Annotated in this window: 13 protein-coding genes; 3 read left to right on the top strand and 10 right to left on the bottom strand. The window is 66.2% G+C overall.

The features are described from left to right. Positions 1-93: 93 nt before the first annotated feature. From ABL838_RS26810 to ABL838_RS26800, 3 genes are read left to right on the top strand one after another with little or no spacing between them, the layout of a single operon-like run. Positions 94-1917 (top strand): peptidase domain-containing ABC transporter, encoded by a 1824-nt coding sequence (locus ABL838_RS26810; RefSeq protein ID WP_126023569.1) that lies wholly within the window; start codon positions 94-96, stop codon positions 1915-1917. A gap of 50 nt (positions 1918-1967) precedes the next feature. After that, complete coding sequence (locus ABL838_RS26805) at positions 1968-3284, top strand: HlyD family type I secretion periplasmic adaptor subunit (protein ID WP_126023568.1); 1317 nt, start codon at positions 1968-1970, stop codon at positions 3282-3284. Continuing rightward, positions 3281-4882 carry a TolC family protein gene (locus tag ABL838_RS26800; protein WP_184640779.1) on the top strand — a complete coding sequence of 534 codons (1602 nt, stop codon included), beginning with the start codon at positions 3281-3283 and terminating at the stop codon, positions 4880-4882. The genes ABL838_RS26805 and ABL838_RS26800 overlap by 4 nt, the downstream gene beginning before the upstream one ends. A gap of 129 nt (positions 4883-5011) precedes the next feature. Here the strand turns inward: ABL838_RS26800 and ABL838_RS26795 are convergent, their stop codons facing one another. The 10 genes from ABL838_RS26795 to ABL838_RS26750 all read right to left on the bottom strand — a co-directional run bounded on the left by ABL838_RS26795 (position 5012) and on the right by ABL838_RS26750 (position 15683). Then, positions 5012-6439 carry a sigma 54-interacting transcriptional regulator gene (locus ABL838_RS26795; RefSeq protein ID WP_418122730.1) on the bottom strand — a complete coding sequence of 476 codons (1428 nt, stop codon included), beginning with the start codon at positions 6437-6439 and terminating at the stop codon, positions 5012-5014. Between the two features lie 45 nt (positions 6440-6484). Further along, complete coding sequence (locus ABL838_RS26790) at positions 6485-8548, bottom strand: TadG family pilus assembly protein (RefSeq protein WP_418122728.1); 2064 nt, start codon at positions 8546-8548, stop codon at positions 6485-6487. A gap of 89 nt (positions 8549-8637) precedes the next feature. Then, positions 8638-9084 carry a TadE/TadG family type IV pilus assembly protein gene (locus ABL838_RS26785; protein WP_418122727.1) on the bottom strand — a complete coding sequence of 149 codons (447 nt, stop codon included), beginning with the start codon at positions 9082-9084 and terminating at the stop codon, positions 8638-8640. 59 nt (positions 9085-9143) lie between these two features. Continuing rightward, positions 9144-9623: a TadE/TadG family type IV pilus assembly protein gene (locus tag ABL838_RS26780; protein ID WP_418122725.1), complete on the bottom strand. Its 480-nt coding sequence runs from the start codon at positions 9621-9623 to the stop codon at positions 9144-9146. Positions 9624-9660: 37 nt separating this feature from the next. Beyond that, positions 9661-10131 (bottom strand): DUF3613 domain-containing protein, encoded by a 471-nt coding sequence (locus tag ABL838_RS26775; RefSeq protein WP_418122724.1) that lies wholly within the window; start codon positions 10129-10131, stop codon positions 9661-9663. Then, positions 10128-11111, bottom strand: a complete 984-nt coding sequence (locus tag ABL838_RS26770; RefSeq protein ID WP_418122722.1) for a tetratricopeptide repeat protein — start codon at positions 11109-11111, stop codon at positions 10128-10130. The genes ABL838_RS26775 and ABL838_RS26770 overlap by 4 nt, the downstream gene beginning before the upstream one ends. Then, a complete protein-coding gene (locus tag ABL838_RS26765; RefSeq protein ID WP_418122720.1) occupies positions 11108-12079 on the bottom strand; it encodes a type II secretion system F family protein in 972 nt (323 codons plus the stop codon). The genes ABL838_RS26770 and ABL838_RS26765 overlap by 4 nt, the downstream gene beginning before the upstream one ends. Next, complete coding sequence (locus ABL838_RS26760; RefSeq protein WP_240650729.1) at positions 12076-13080, bottom strand: type II secretion system F family protein; 1005 nt, start codon at positions 13078-13080, stop codon at positions 12076-12078. Before ABL838_RS26760 ends, ABL838_RS26765 begins: the two co-directional genes overlap by 4 nt. Then, positions 13073-14395: a CpaF family protein gene (locus ABL838_RS26755; RefSeq protein ID WP_126023558.1), complete on the bottom strand. Its 1323-nt coding sequence runs from the start codon at positions 14393-14395 to the stop codon at positions 13073-13075. The genes ABL838_RS26760 and ABL838_RS26755 overlap by 8 nt, the downstream gene beginning before the upstream one ends. A gap of 4 nt (positions 14396-14399) precedes the next feature. Then, complete coding sequence (locus ABL838_RS26750) at positions 14400-15683, bottom strand: AAA family ATPase (RefSeq protein WP_126023557.1); 1284 nt, start codon at positions 15681-15683, stop codon at positions 14400-14402. Positions 15684-15690: the final 7 nt, after the last annotated feature.

Below are 15690 nucleotides of genomic sequence, written 5' to 3'. Positions count from 1 at the left end.
GAAGCACACGGTGAGTGAATATTTGCCTTGTAACAGTCGGGTAACAGTTGATAATGACGCAGGCGTCATTGCACGACGAACCGGCTCTTTCCCATGATCAAGTTCCTCCTGCCAAGCCAACTGGTTGCCGAGACCCCGGACGAGCCCGGCGCCAGTCCCTACGCGGGTGCGTTGAACGCCGCGTTCCGCGCGGCCTACCCGCTGGTGAAGAGCGCGGCATGGCGCTCGCTGCCCATCAGCCTGTTCGGGCTGCTGCCTTCCATCTTCCTGCTGCAGGTTTATGACCGCGTGCTCTCGCGCAGCGGCACTTCCACGCTCGCCGCGCTGGTCAGCGGCATCCTGTTCTTCCTGTGCATCGAATTCTGGCTGCGCACGCGCCGCTCGCGCCTGCTGCGCAACGCGGGCGCCATCGTCGACCACGGCGTCTCGGGCGCGCTGCTGAACTCGATGCTGGGCCGCCCGCTGCGCGCGCTGGAAGCGCGGCCGGCGTCGGTGTGGCACCTGTACTTCCGCGACGTGGCCTCGGTGCGCGGCACCATCACCGGCGGGCTGGCGCAATCCATCTTCGACCTGCCCATGGCCGTCTTCGCGCTGGTGGTCATCGGCATCGTCGCGCTGCCGGTGCTGCCGGTGGTGGTGCTGTTCCTCGGCATCATGTCCTTCCTGGCGTGGTGGTGGGCCGACGAAGTGCGTTCCGGCCGCGTGGAAGAAGTGCAGCGCGGGCGCGGCCTGGAACGCGTGACCGCCGAGATCTGCAACGCGCGCGAGACGCTCAAGGCCCAGGCCAACGACGGCCCCACCATCGAGATGTGGCGCCAGACCTACAACGCCTGGCTCGCCGAGAGCTTCAGCAAGAACGGCCAGATCGAGACCGCGCGCGACGGCACCACCGTGCTGCTCACCGTGTTCTCGGTCGTCGTCGTGACCGTCGGCGCCGTTTCCGTGATGGAGCAGTGGATGACGGTAGGTGGCCTCGTCGCATCGAACATGCTGGCCCTGAAGGCGCTGCAGCCGGTGGCGGGGCTCGTGTCGAACTGGCGCTCGCTGGCCACCGCGAAGGAAGCCGCCAAGCGGCTGGAGACCGTGCTGCGCGAGCCGGTCGAGAAGCCGCCCACGGGCATGACGCTGCCCCAGCCGCTGGGCCGCATCACCCTGAAGGACGTGAGCTTCAGCTTCACCGAAACCGCGCAGCAGCCGGTGCTGGAGAACGTCGACCTCGACATCGGCCCGGGCGGCCTGCACGTGATCGTCGGGCGCAACGGCGCGGGCAAGTCCACGCTGGTGAAGCTGCTGTCGGGCCTGTACACGCCCACGCGCGGCATCGTGAGCATCGGCGAGTACGACCTCTCGCAGTTCGGCCGCGAGGAGCTCTCGCGCTGGATCAGCTATCTCTCGCAGGAGGTCTACTGGTTCGGCGGCTCGATGATCGACGTGATGCGCCGCAACGCGCCGGGCCAGAGCGACGAGCAGATCGTCGCGGCCTGCAAGCTCTCGGGCGCGCACGACTTCATCTCGCGGCTGCCCGACGGCTATCGCACCATGATCGGCGAAGGCGGCACCGGTGTTTCGGTGGGCGAGCGGCGCAAGCTCGCGCTGGCCATGAGCTTCCTGCGCAAGCCTTCGGTGCTGGTGCTCGACGAGCCCAGCAACGACCTCGATTTCCAGAGCGAGCGCAACCTGCTCGCCACGCTGCTTGCGGTGGCCAAGGTGCGCACCGTGGTGGTGGTCACGCACTCGCTGCGCATCGTCTCGGCCGCCAACGTGGTCTACCACGTCACCGGCATGGGCAACGTGGAACAGGGCACGGCGGCGGTGATGGTGCCGAAGCTGTTCGGCGTGAAGAAGCCGCTGGTGGCGCTGGGCGACGCGGAAGATGGCGCGGCGGGAGCCTCCCCGGCTTCCCGCTCGATGGCGTGATCGACTGGCGATGTGATGAGTGACGAACGAAGAGTGATCGGGGACGCGACTTGAAATCAGACCTGCCGCAGATTCTTCAGGACGAGAACGAGAAGCGCGCGGCCCAGACCTCGCCGCAGGGAAGGCGGCGACAGTGGATCATCGGCGGCGCCATCGCCGTGCTCGCGCTGGTCGGCCTCGGCTTTCCGATGGAGACCGTGGTGGTCGCGCCAGGCCGCGTGATCCCTTCGGACCGCGTGAAATCCATCCAGCATCTGGAAGGCGGCATCGTCAGCAACGTGCTGGTGAAGGAGGGCGAGAAGGTCAAGCAGGGCCAGTCGCTGGTCGAGATCGACCTGGGCGGCAGCGGCCTCAACCTCGAGGAGCTCACCGCCCGCTACGCCGCCACGCAGGCCACGCGCGTACGGCTCATGGCCGAGAGCCGTGGCCAGCCGCTCACGCGGCAGTCTTTCGCGACCGACATCGACGAGGGCGTGTTCGAAGGCGAGACCGGCGCCTACCAGGCGCGCGCGCTCGAGCAGCGCGGCGTGATGGCCGGCGCGGTGTCGGGCCTGGAGCAGGCGCGCAGCAAGAAGCTGGAGCAGGAGGCCAAGGTCAAGGGCCTGAGCGACCGGCTCGCGCTGATGCAGAAGGAGCTGGAAATTTCCGAACAGCTGCTCAGCGAGAAGCTGGTGGGCCAGGTCGAAGTGCTGGAGAAGCGCCGCCAGGCCGAGAGCGTGCGCAGCGAACTCGCGGTGGCGCGCCAGGGCGTGGTTTCCGCCAACGCCTCCATCACCGAGGCGCAGGCCAAGATGGCGGAGGCCGAGGGGCGCTTCCGCCGCCGCGCGTCGGACGAACTGGCCACCGTCGAGCGCCAGTTCGCGAGCCTGAGCGAAGACCTGGCGCGTGCGCGCACGCAGCGCTCGCGCACCGTGGTGAAGGCGCCTTCCGACGGCATCGTGAAGGGGCTGCGCAACTCCAGCCCGGGGTGGGTGGTGAAGCCGGGCGAATCGATTCTCGAAGTGGTGCCCGACGAGGACGAGATCATGGTCGAGGCGCGGCTCAACCCCAACGACCGCGGCTTCATCGAAGTGGGCCAGGAGGCGCGCGTGAAGATCACCGCCTACGACTACCTGCGCTACGGCGCGGTCGACGGCAAGGTCAGGCTGGTGGCGGCCGACGCCGACCGCGACCCCGCCATCTCCAACGGCGCGCCCTACTACCGGCTGCTCATCAGCATGTCGCAGTCGCACGTGGGCCGCGTCGAGAACCGCATCACCGCCGGCATGGAGTCCGAGGTGGACCTGCGCGTGGGCACCGACCCGTTCATCTGGTACATCCTGCGACCTGTGCTCAAGCTTCGCCGCGAAGCTTTCCGCGAACCATGAAGTACCGCAAACCGGTCGATCTGCGCCGCGTTGGCACCGGCGCCGTCTGCGCGGCGCTGTGCGCGGGCTTCGCGCTGCCGCCTGCGTACGCCCAGGAGCAGCAACAGCCGCTGCCGGAGCACCTGCTGCAGCAGCAGGAGATGGAAAGCGCCGCCAGGCTCACGGTCGCGCGCAGGCTGTCGCCGCCTTCGCTCGGCGCCGCCAGCTACGCGCAGCAGGTGAAGCAGGCGCTGATCGCGCTGTCGCAGGACTATCCCGAAGTGCAGACCATGCAGGCGGCCGCCAACACCAGCAGCTACGGCGTGGACGCCGCCAAGCAGGCGCGCTACCCGAAGTTCAAGGTCGGCACCTCATCGGGCAACTACAACAGCGGCGCGGCCAACGCCAAGACGCAGAGCTACACGGTGCTGACAGCCGAAGCCCGCGTGAGCCTGATCGACGGCGGCGCCATGAGCGCCGCCCAGCGCGCCGCCGAAGCCGGCAACCAGGCCGACGACGAGGCCGTCGTCACCACGTCGCAGAAGGTGGTGCTGGACGCGCTCACCGCCTACCTGCAGGTGCAGCGCTTCGACCTCAAGAAGCAGATCGCGCACAAGGCCACCGAGGTGGTGGCCGAACTCTCGAAGGCCGAGGCCCGCCGCGTGGCACTGGGCGTGAGCGGTGACAACGACCTGAACATGGCGGCCTCGCGCCGCGCGCTGGTGGCTGCGCGCGAGTCCGACTTCGAGGCGCAGCGCGACGAGGCGATGGCCAAGTTCCGCAACTACTTCAAGTTCTCGCCGAACGCCGAATCGCTGCCGGTGCTCGCGGCGCCGGTGCAGTGGCGCATCGGCTCGCAGGAAGAGGCGCTGCGCCGTGCCGAGTCGCGCAGCACCGAGATCGCCGAGGCGCTGGGCCGCATCGAGCGGGCGAGGGCGCTGGCCGACCAGCAGGATGCGAGCCTCTACCCCACGCTCGACGCCGTGCTCGTGAAGAGCCGCGACCCACGCGGCGTTTCTCCGCAGGACCCGACGCGCGCCGCCTTCGAACTCAACTGGAACTTCGGCAACGGCTTCGACCGCCAGTTGCGCATGAAGTCGGCGCTGGCCGAAGTCGCCAACCAGGAAGCCAAGCTCGAGGGCGTGAAGCTCAACCTGTTCGAGCTCACGTCGGCCTCGTGGTCGCGCACCGTCTCGGGCCGCGAGCGCGAGAAGCAGCTGATGGAAGCCGTCAGCACCGCCGGCCAGGCCTTCCGCGGCCGCCGCCGCCTGATGGAGTTCGGCCGCGAGACCCTGCCCAAGGTGCTCGACGCCCAGCTCGACTACTACACGCTGCTGTTCGACTACGTCGACGGCGTCTTCGACCTGCGCATCTCCGAGCTGCGCCTGGCGCGCACCACCGGCGAACTGCGCATCGACCCCAACGGCCCCAACAACTGGATCGACCGCCTCTTCGGCGCGCCTAGCCGCCAGGTGCTGACCGAAGACGGGCTGCTTGCGAAGCTGTGCATCTCGAGCAATACGGCCTGCGCGAGCGAGCCGGTGGTGGCCGAACGCGCGACGGGAGCAGCCGGCGCGCCGCCTGCGCTACGCAGAGCACAACGTCTCTCGATCCCATAAACACGAGGCAAGCGAAGCGAAGCCAATTCGGGAACACCGCGGAACCGGCTCTGCCGGGCCGCAGGTGTTGCCCCCGGAAGGGGGTTGGCGAAGCGGACACGAAGAGTGCCGCGCAGCCTGGGGGAGAGCCTATTGCTCTTCCGGAATGCCCGGTTCGCCGTCGAGGATCTGGTACTTGCGCATTTTTTCCCACAGCACCTTGCGGCTGATGCCCAGGTGCTGCGCCGTGTCCTGGCGCTTCCAGTCGTTGATCTCCAGCGCCGCGATGATGCGGTTGCGCTCGCTGCTGTTCCAGCCCTTGCGGTCGGCGCTGCCGTCGATCGCGCCGAGGCCGCCGCCATTGCCGTTCATGCCGTTGCCGGCCGATGCAGCCGGTGCCGGCGTTCCGCGCGTGAGCGCGATGGCGCGCTGGATCAGGTTCTGGTCCCAGCCGTGCAGCTGCCGAGCGATCACGCCCACGCGCTCCGCGAGATTGCGCAGCTGCCGCACGTTGCCGGGGAAGTAGGTCTCGGCAACAGCGTCGCTGAGCCAGTGCGGCGTCTCGCCAAGCGCTTCGAGTTCGTCGCCGAGCACGTTGCTCAGCAGCGCCTTGAAGATCGCGATCTTATCGATCTCGCCGCGCTCCTCGAGGCTGGGCACGTGAAGCTCGATCACCGCGAGCCGGTAGAACAGGTCGGCGCGGAACTCGCCGCTGGCCACCATCTCGCGCAGGTTGCGGTTGGTGGCCGCCACCAGCCGGAAGTCCACCCGCACCGGCGCCGTCGCGCCCAGCCGCGTGACCGCGTTGTCTTCCAGCACGCGCAGCAGCTTCACCTGCTGGTAGCGCGGCAGGTCGCCGATCTCGTCGAGGAACAGCGTGCCGCCCGTGGCCTGCTCGAAGTAGCCGCGATGCGCATGCACCGCGCCCGTGAAAGAACCCTTGGTATGGCCGAAGAAGAGCGACTCGAAAAGACCGTCGGGAATCGCGCCGCAGTTCACCGCCACGAACGCGCCCTTGCCGTAGCGCTGGTGGCCCAGGTGCAGCTGCTGCGCGATGCGCTCCTTGCCCACGCCGGTTTCGCCGCGCACCAGCACGCTGTGGTCGCAGTCGGCGAACGCGCCCACTTCGGCCAGCAGCGCCTTCATCGCATCGGAATGCGCCACCAGCACGTCGGGCGCCTGTGGCGCCACCTCGCGCGCACGCAGCTGGCGCACCAGCTTCGCGACCATCGTGCGCAACTCGGCGCAGGTGAAGTCGTAGGGCAGCACGTGCAGGTACTCGGGCGGATAGGTGCGCGAGTCGCGCTCGCGCGAGCCGGCCGCCACCCAGATCACCGGCATGCCCTGCAGCAGCTCCGTCGCATGCGCCAGCCCTCCGCCGTCGATGACCGTCACGCTGATGATCGCCACCGAAGGCCGCAGCGCAGCCCCCTGCTCCGGATGCGGCGTCGGCATGCCGTCGGCCCGGATGACCTCCACGTCGAAGCTCGCCATGCACCGCGCGATGCGGTCGAGGATGTCTGCCTTGCCTTCCCAGACAAAGAGGTCGAGTTCGTCGAAATTGGCGGGGGAGGTCATGAACGCTTGAATTGGTCGACGCTTAGGTCTGCAGATTGGGGCAACTCAATAGACGAGCGATGGTGCGGCATTGCAATCCAGAGTACGGAGATTGACGTCTACTTGACCCAGGTGAAGTCCGAGGACGTTCTGCAGTAGAGGAGTGAGTATTTGGGTGCCTAGGGCGTCAAGAATCGGCTGCAACAGTTGAAGCAAGAAGCCAACTAGGGAGGTAACTGCATTCGGTGTCGACCCGCTTCCGCTGCTGGACGAATTCTTCAAGCTGTCCGCGATCTTGCTGATGCATCCGGCATCCGAGCCATAGCCGCCGAGTAGGCCTCCTCCTGTGCATGTATTGCCTAGGAGGCCACCAAGGATGCCGTTTAGTACGTCTCCTACATTGTTGAGAAGGCCACCCACCAAATTGAGGATTCCAGAAATAAGACCGGCGACATCCAGTGTCAGCAGCTGGTTCAAGATGCTCACTGTGTCTGTGCCCAAGTTGCCGAGAAAGCCGCCGAGACCGTTGGCCGCTGCTGTGATCTTGTTGTTGACCGTTGTCAGTCTTGCTTTCCGGCAAGCACTGTCGTTTGCACCGCAGGGAGGGGCTCCCCAAAGATCCGTCGCCATGGCCTGACGCTGTGCATCGGTCAGCGGCGGCGATTGGCTCAGTGAGTTTGCCAAGAGCGATGCAAGCAAAGCATTGGTGATATTCGAGACGGTCGTTCCAACCAGTAGATCGTTGCCTAGCGTGCCGGTCTCGGACTGCGCCAACGTCACGTAGGAGTTAGGCGGGAGTGGCAACGCATCGATCTTGAGTTGAGTGTTGAGCGACACAAGGTTGATGCCGAGGAGCCCCACGTTCAGCAACTGCTCATTCTGAAGGTTGGTGTCGCAGCTGGCGCTCTTTGAGAAAATCTCGTCTTCCTTCGAAGGATCGGCTCCTGGTTTGCCCACGCAGACTTTGAGAATCGATGCTTGCACATCGATGCGCGCACGATCCACTCCTGCAGGAGTTCTCAACTCGGGTGTGCACATCTGCGTGAGAGTTCCCTTGCCGTTGACTGCGTCAATCATGACCGGAAGCTTCAGCCGCACAAGGCTGCCCACTATGGGAAGGTTGCCAGTATCGATCTGGACATAGGTTCTCAACTGCCCGGTATATGCAGTTGCCCCGACACCACCGACGGCGATAGACGGCGGCTCGATGAGTGCCACGCGAGACTTGATGAGATTTGCTACGCTCAAATCGTTGATGGCGATGGCATGCTTTTGCGTGGCGATACCGATGCCGGTAGAAAGAACGTCGAGTGCATTGATTCCCACGTTCAATGCCGCACCCGCCGGGCCGTCGGGTGCGGTGATTTGTAACAGGGATCCTAGGGGAACGGTCAATCCCGAGAGGCCGAGCTTGGCCTGGATGGCATTAAGAAGAAGGATGTTGCTTGCCAGCAAATCGCTACCGGCACCTGCCGCTTGCACCGTTGCGTCTAACAACTTGGCGAGCGTGACGGTCTGTGCGTTGAGAAGTGCATTCAACTCTCCTACGGTTATGTCTGCGCTGACTGGCAGTTCCAGTTTTTCCAGCAAACCGGCCGGTGTCACTTTAAGTTGGGCAAGACCGTCATAGCCAACCAATGAGCCGGATAGATTGAGGCCGATGCCTTTGAGTGCCCGTCCCAGCAGTGAATCGCCGCTGATCTCGACGAGCTTGGTGCCGATGGAAAATGAAGCAAGCGGAGCACTCAGTGCAGCCACGGCACTGACGCTGATGATGCGATTGCCGTCGAAGAAGGGCAGAAGTTTCACAGTCTCCTTCTGAAAGCTCACACGTACTGCATTCGGAGTGCCGGAGGTCGCGGGAGACTGGAAGCTGGTGGCCCTGTCCCAATAGCCGCATTGCACTTCACTTGCGACCAGCGAGAAACCAATAGGCATATTGCGTGCCGTATCGCTTGCCGAGGTGCCGTTTGCGTTCGATTGCGCCGCGGTACTCGCTGCGGTGCAGCCGCTGCGGATCTGCTGTGCACCCGCCAGCGCGGCAAGGTCCGCCGCCTTCTGGAATTCCCGCTTCATGAAGTACATGAAGCCGATCTCGGTACCGATCAGAGTGATGACGATCAAGCTCATCGCGATTGCCGTGTTGATGAGGACCGAACCACGGATTCGCCTGTGGCGAGGGTGATTCTGAAATGCAGCGTTCATGTCGAAGATGCCCTTCAAGACGCTTGAAGCGCGGCGGTTGTCCGGCTTTGCAATTGATCGGGCATCCATTGCTCCACCAGTGGAATCGTGGGTAGTAGCTGGTTTGCGCTATAGGGGTACCTTACGGTGACTACATAGCGGATGTAGGCTCCCGGGCTGCTCGGAGTGCTGCGGGCCACGTCCACCGGAACGTTGGCGATGATCCAACTGCGTCGCGCTGCAATGCTGGTGTTGGCCGACGCGGGAACCACTATCGAGTTGGCAAGTGAGTCGTACACAGCATCCTTGACGCGCTGATCGCCTGCAGTTGGTGCTGGCGTAAGCAGGCCCACAGTCCGCGCCCCTTCTTCCGATGCTCGCGTGATCGACTGCTGCACATAAAACACCGCTCCGAAGGTCGCCAGTGCATACAGCACGCTGAACAGGATGACAAAGACCATCGCGAACTCGATGGCGGCCACGCCGCGCTGCATTCCACCGGCAGTCTGGCGCCTCTTGCCATTCGAATATCGACCAGCAGTCAAGGAACTCTCCCATCGAGGAGCATGTTTGCCTTGCCGACAATCTGGTCAGGCATTGCAAAGCTGGGGAAGGGTGGCAGCAATTGCTGCAGATTGTTGGCCGTGACGGTCACGATCATCTGGCATCGTGTATCCCAAGTAGTGCATGCGGGGTTTGCGCAGTTGTTCGTCAGCACCTCGCACACTGTTGCTTCGACGCCTGGAGCCACTTTGCTCGGCATCCAGCTGCTGCTGGACATTGCAGTCGCCGTGGCCTGATCCTTACGCTTATTCAGAGTGGGCTGGTAGCGCAACGCCGCGCGGGCACCATCTTCCGCAGCGTTCTGCAACCCCATGCGGAACGCGAACAGCATGCCGTAGGTGATGACGCCGTACAGCAGGGAAAAGGAGATCAGGAACACCATGGCGAACTCGACGGCGTACGCGCCTCGCTGGCCGTGTGCACGGTTGCGGTTGCGAAGTCGGAGGGAGCTGTCCATGGCGCGCCTACTGCGTCTGTGCTGGTTGCGTGGCCGCCTACTTCGGGATGGAGCTGGAGCCTGAGCCGCTGCCCGTCTGCTTGACGGTCGAGCTCATGCGCTCGGGAATGGGAAATTCGAAGCTCTTCAGGTAGCGTTCGTAGCTGCGCGTCGCGACATTGCCCGCAATAGGACGCGGCGTTGTGGAGGCGATCTCGCCGCCGCGCTGCCATGCGAACAGATCATGCGTGGCGTCGCCCACCTGAAGCGGTTCGTATATGACGTAGTCCTCCTCGTCCATCCCTTCCTGCCCCTGCGCGGGCGTCGGGTCGGGAGTGGTCGGGCCTGCGGTACCAGCGGCGGCCGGGGCCTTCGATTCCTGGACCTTCGCGGGTGTGGGCTGTGCTTGCTGCTGTGCCTTCACCGCGGGTCCGAAAGCCATCAGCACGGCTGCGATGCCGAACGCGGACAGCATGGCCAGACCGTTCGTAGCGACGGCGCGCGCCTGCTTTTTTTCTTCTCTTCTCATTGGGTGCCTCGTGAGGTCGGGGTCGGCGAAATGGCGGCCGCGGCATCTACTGCAACGGGGTTGAGCTGGCTGGCCGTGCGAATGCCGCCGCTGCCGGACCAGCGGGATGCCTTGAGCATCAGCGGCTGTTGCTGCGTTGCCATACTGTCTTCGCGCGCCGGCTCGGTGGCGGCGGGAAGCGGGCGCACGATGGCAACGGAAGGCAGCGCGGCGCGGGCAGCTGCGAGAGGCGTCGTACCGCCCGCGCGCAGCTGCTGCGCTGCGTCGCGCACCGCCGCGCGTGCCGCGGCGGACATGCGGTTGGCTTCCATCAGCCTGTCGGCCTGTTCGCTCTGGCCCGTGACTTCGAGATACAGCGCGAGATTCGACTGTGCCTGGGCGCTGTCGGGGCGCAGCTGCAGCGCCTGCATCAGCGGCAACCGTGCTTCGTCGATCTGTCCGGCGCGCAGGTTGGCATAGCCCAGGTCGCTGAGCAGGGCTGCGTCGGTGGGCGTCAGTCGCTGGGCCTGCTTCAGCAGTTGCACGGCTTCGGCGAAGCTGCCGCGGGTGCCGGCCAGGAGGCCGAGGCCGCGGTAGCCGGCGCTTTCGAGCGGCGTGCCGACCAGGCGCTTGTAGGCCTGTTCGCTCGCGGCGGCCTGTCCGGTCTGGCGCAGGGCATCGGCGCGCATGCGGGTCGACTCGGGCGACACGCCCCATCGCTGTTCCAGTGCATCGATGTGCGCCAGCGAGGCGAACCACAGGCCTTCCTTCTGCATCTGCTCGACGAGCTTGAGATAGGTGGCTTTGGTGTCGACGGATGCTCCTGCCTTGGTTTCGGCGGCTGCTTCGGCGGAGGCGCGCTGCTGCGCATCGGCAGCAGCGGCGTACTGGTCCTTGAGCGCGCCACATCCGGTGATTGCGACGGCGGCCACCACCGCGACGCCGCAGGCTAGCAGACGGCCGGCGCGGCCCGTGCGCCCGGGGAGATCGAGGGGTGTCATTTGCTGATGGCTCCCAGTGAACGGAATATTGCGATGAAGCCCGGTCCCGCGGTGACGATGACCAGTGCCGGCAGCAGCGTGGTCACCATGACGCCGGTCATCTTCACGGTGATCTTTCCGATGCGTTCCTTCATCTCGGAGCGGCGGCTTTCGCGCAACCGGTCGCTGTAGATGCGTAGCGGCTCCTGCACCGCGCCACCGTGTCTGTCGACCTGCACCAGCAGCGAGACGAGGCCGCGCATGTTCTCGTTCCTGTGCAGCGTTGCGAGGCGATGCAGGGAATGCTCGCGCGTGCGGCCCTGGCTGTACTGCGCGTTGGCAATGGCCAGCTCGAAGCCGAGCACCCGCAGCACATGGCGGAAGTCGGTCGCCATGATCTGCAGGCTCTGGTCCAGGCTCAGACCCACGCCTTGCAACAGCCGCAGCAAGTCGATGAACAGGGGCAGCTCCTGCGCCGCGCGCTCGCGCCGGCCGGCGGCGATGCGGCCGAGCACCCACTTGGGCGCCATGAAGCCGACGGCGGTCGCGGTGGCGAGGACGATGGTGACGGTGCTGCGCACATGCCCGCCGCTCCAGAAGACATAGGCCAGCAGCGGGAGCACGAAGGCAAGCGAGATCCGCGTGACCAGGAAGATGAGCTGCGACCGCTTCGAAGGAAAGCCGCACTGGTCGATGAGGTTGCGGTCTTCGTCCGCCACCAGCGCACGGCCGAGCTTCGAGTCCAGCCAGTGGAAGGGCAGGTCGAGTTCGGGCTTGGGAGGGGCGTCCTGATCCACGGCGAGTTCGACGGCGGACTTCGAGCCCGGATCGGCGGCTCCGGCCGCCTGCCTGATGGCCCGGCCGATGACCTGCCCGCTGCGCGTGCGGCGAAGCTCGGCCGCGATGAGCGCCGCGGCGCCCACCAGCAGGCCCAGCGCCAGCAGAACGATGCTGTAGATGGTCAGTTGGCTGGACGTGAGCGCCGTCATGCCAGCCTCGCCAGACGGTAGAGCAGCGCTGCACCCGTCAGCTGCAGGCCCACCGCGGAAAAGATCAGGATGCGGCCGGTGCCATCGTTCCACATGCCCATGAAATAGCTCGGATTGGTGAGGATCAGGAAGGCACCAACCGCCACCGGCAGCAGGCCCAGGATCCAGGCCGAAAGACGCGTCTCCGAAGACAGCGCGATCAGTTCCTGCTCGGCCTGCTCGCGGTCGCGCATGAAGTTGCTCACGCGTTCCAACAGCAGGTCGGCGCGGCCGCCGTATCGCACGCCCAGGCCTAGGATGGAGGCGAGCAGGTACATCTCCTCGATGCGCACGTTGTCCGCTGTCTGGTGCAGCGCGCGGTCGAGATCGACGCCCGCGCGCACCAGTGCCGCCGCGCGTTCCAGGTGGCCGCGCAACGGCGCCTGCGTGGTGGCGATCGCGAGCTGGAAAGCCGCCTGTGTGGAGTTGCCGATGGTGATCAGCCGCACCATGGCGTCGATGTAGCCGGGAAGCTGGTGAATGAGCTTGCGGCGGAACTTCTGCAGCTGCAGCCACAGTGCGAAGCTCGTCAGCAGCACCAGAAGGAACAGCACGCCCAGTGCCGCGAGCCATCCGATCAGCAAGCCTACGAGCACGACGATGCCGACGATGGCCGCGAGTGCGAAGGCGATGGTGCGTGGCTCGACCACGCCCACCATCCACCCGGGAATCACTCGTTCGACAAGGCTGATGCGCTCCGGCGCGACGGGGGCTGCGCCGGTGTCCAGCCATGGGTCGGTGGTGAGGCTGGAGGCAAGGCCGTCGCCCGGCATGTCGCGCAGCGGCATTGGAATCGGCGAAGCATCGGCTGCCGAAGCCGCCGCTGACGCCTGAATCTGCTGACTCAGATGCCGCCCCGTCGCCTGCCGCTCCTGCCGGTTCTTCGCCCACTGCCACAGCAGCAGCCCCGCGGCCGCGAGCAGCAGCGCGATGCAGAACGCGACGAGCAGGCCTTCACGCACGGTTGTCTCCTCCATGCTGCGCCGCGCGCTGCAGCGACTGGCGGAAGCGCGTGATCTTCGGCGAGTGCGGCGCGATGCCCAGCGACACCCAGCGGTCGCGCTCCTCGCCGTCGGGCGAGACGATCGGTTCGTAGCGGTAAAGCTCCTGCATCGCCACCACGTTGTCGTTCACGCCCGTGACCTCGCTCAGCGAGATGATGCGGCGCTGCCCGTTCGAGAGGCGCCCGATCTGCACGATGAAGTCGATGGCGTTGGCGATCTGGCGGCGCAGGCTCACCTCGCTGCCCTGGTAGCCGGCGAAGCCCGCGAGCATCTCCAGGCGGTAGAGGCATTCGCGCGGCGAACTCGCGTGGATGGTGCCCATCGAGCCTTCGTGGCCGGTGTTCATGGCCTGCATCATCTCGATGACTTCGGCGCCGCGCACCTCGCCCACGATGATGCGGTCGGGCCGCATGCGCAGGCTGTTGCGCAGCAGGTCGCGGATCGACACCACGCCCTGGCCGTCGAAGCCGCCGGGGCGGCTCTCCAGCCGCACCACGTGGCTGGTGCCCAGCGAAAGTTCGGCCGTGTCCTCGATGGTGATCACGCGCTCGCGCGCAGGAATGAAGCTGGCGAGCGCATTGAGCAGCGATGTCTTGCCCGAGCTGGTGCCGCCGCTCACGAGGACGTTGCAGCGCGCGCGCACCGCGATCTCCAGCAGCTGCGCCATGCCCGCGTCGAAGGTGCCCAGCTTCACCAGGTCGGCCGGCGTGAGCGGCTCCTTGCGGAACTTGCGGATCGACACCGACAGGCCGTCGATGGCCAGCGGCTCGATGATGACGTTGATGCGCCCGCCGTCGGGCAGGCGCGCGTCGACCATCGGGTTCGACTCGTCGAGCCGGCGCCCCAGCGGCGCGAGGATGCGCCGCACGATGCGCATCACGTGCTCCGAATCGGCGAAGCGCACCGTCTCGCGTTCCAGCACGCCGTGGCGCGACACGTACACGTTCTGGTAGCCGTTGATCAGGATGTCTTCCACGGCCGGGTCGTTGAGCAGGTCTTCCAGCGGCCCGAAGCCGGCGAGCTCCTTGGTGAGTGCATCGGAGATGAGCTGCATCTCGCGGTCGTTGATCGGCACGCGGCGCAGGCGCACGAAGCTGTCGACCTCCAGTTCGACGAACTGCTGGATCGATGCGCGCGACCAGCGGCCGAACTCCGCGCCCAGTTCCTCGATGCGGCTGAGCAGGTGGTCGTGCGTCCAGCTCTTGATGTCCTGGAACTGCTGGGAGTTGATGAACGCCTGGTCGTCGTCGGCGAATTCGATATCGGTGGACATGGGCTCAACCTTCGTGTGAACTCTTCCAGAGGCCGGTGACCTGCGACATGAGCGCAACCCAGCGTGGATCCTTGGCCGGGGGTTGGCCCGAGGCAGACATGTATTCCTGGTGCAGGCTGCGGGCGAGTCCCGTCACGGCCTGCGAATAGGGGTCGTTGCGCGCGGTGCGCACCAGCATCTCGCCGCGGCTGGCGGCAGCGAGCAGCTGGGCGCTGCGCGCGGGCAGCACATGCCGCAGCGGCAGCTCGAGCCGCTCGGCGATGTCCTTGGCCGACAGGCCGACGTGGCTGTCGAACTTGTTCACCACCAGCGACAGGCGCTCGGTTTCGACGCCGCGCGCGCGCAGCTCCTTGAGCATGTTGGCCGTGGAAACGATGCCGCCGATGCTCTGGTCGCACACCACCCACGCCTGCTGCGCCTCGCGCACGGTCTGGGCCATGAAGTCGATGGTCGAGAAGCCGCCGAGGTCGGCGATCTGGAAGTCGAAGAAGTCGGCCAGGCGCTTGATCAGCGAGACCGAGTCGGCGTGCGAGATCTCGCGCACCTGCGCCAGGCTCGCGGGCAGCGGCAGGATGGCCACCCCGCTGGTGTGGTGCGCGAGCGCGGTGTGCAGCAGCGTCTGGTCGAGCCGGCGCAGGTTGCGCACGCCGTCGACGAAGCTGAAGCCGCTTTGCGTGTCGAGGTAGAGCAGGCCGTCGCGCGCGGGCAGGCCCAGGTCGAGCAGGGCCACGCCGTGACGCGAACTGCGGCCCGGCGGGCGCTGCGGCGCCTGCGTGAGCTGGTCGTTCAGCGCGAGAGACAGGCTGGTGGCCAGCGTGGTCACGCCGAGGCCGGCGCGCGCGCCCAGCAGCGCGAGCGTGCTGCCGCGCGTGCCGCCCTGGAGCGTGCTGCGCCGCTCGAGCAATGTGCGCAGCGTGACCACGGCGTCGGTAGGCGGCGCGGCCATGTCGATGAAGTCGTCCACGCCCGCGCGCAGCGCCGAGAGCATGGCGGCGGGCTCGGCGGAGACACCGGTGGCCAGCACCGGCAGCGTGGGCCAGTCGCGCTTCAGGCGCTGGTGGAGCTGGCTGGCGGTGGCGCCCTGGTCGGGCGAGAAGTCGATGAAGACCGCCACCGGCCCCAGCAGGGCGATGCGCTCGTCGATCGACTTCGTGTCCGGCGGCAGGACCACCACGGAGCCGAGGGTGCCGAGCGCGTCGGTCAGCCAGGTGATGTGGCCGCCATTGCTCGACGCGAAGAGATAGGTCTCGCTGCCTGTTTCTGGGATGCTGTCGCGTGGTGCGTTCATGGTGCCA

The organism is Variovorax sp. 160MFSha2.1, from assembly GCF_048305075.1.
Lineage (GTDB): Bacteria > Pseudomonadota > Gammaproteobacteria > Burkholderiales > Burkholderiaceae_C > Variovorax > Variovorax guangxiensis.
This window is presented reverse-complemented; position numbering and strand designations above follow the sequence as displayed.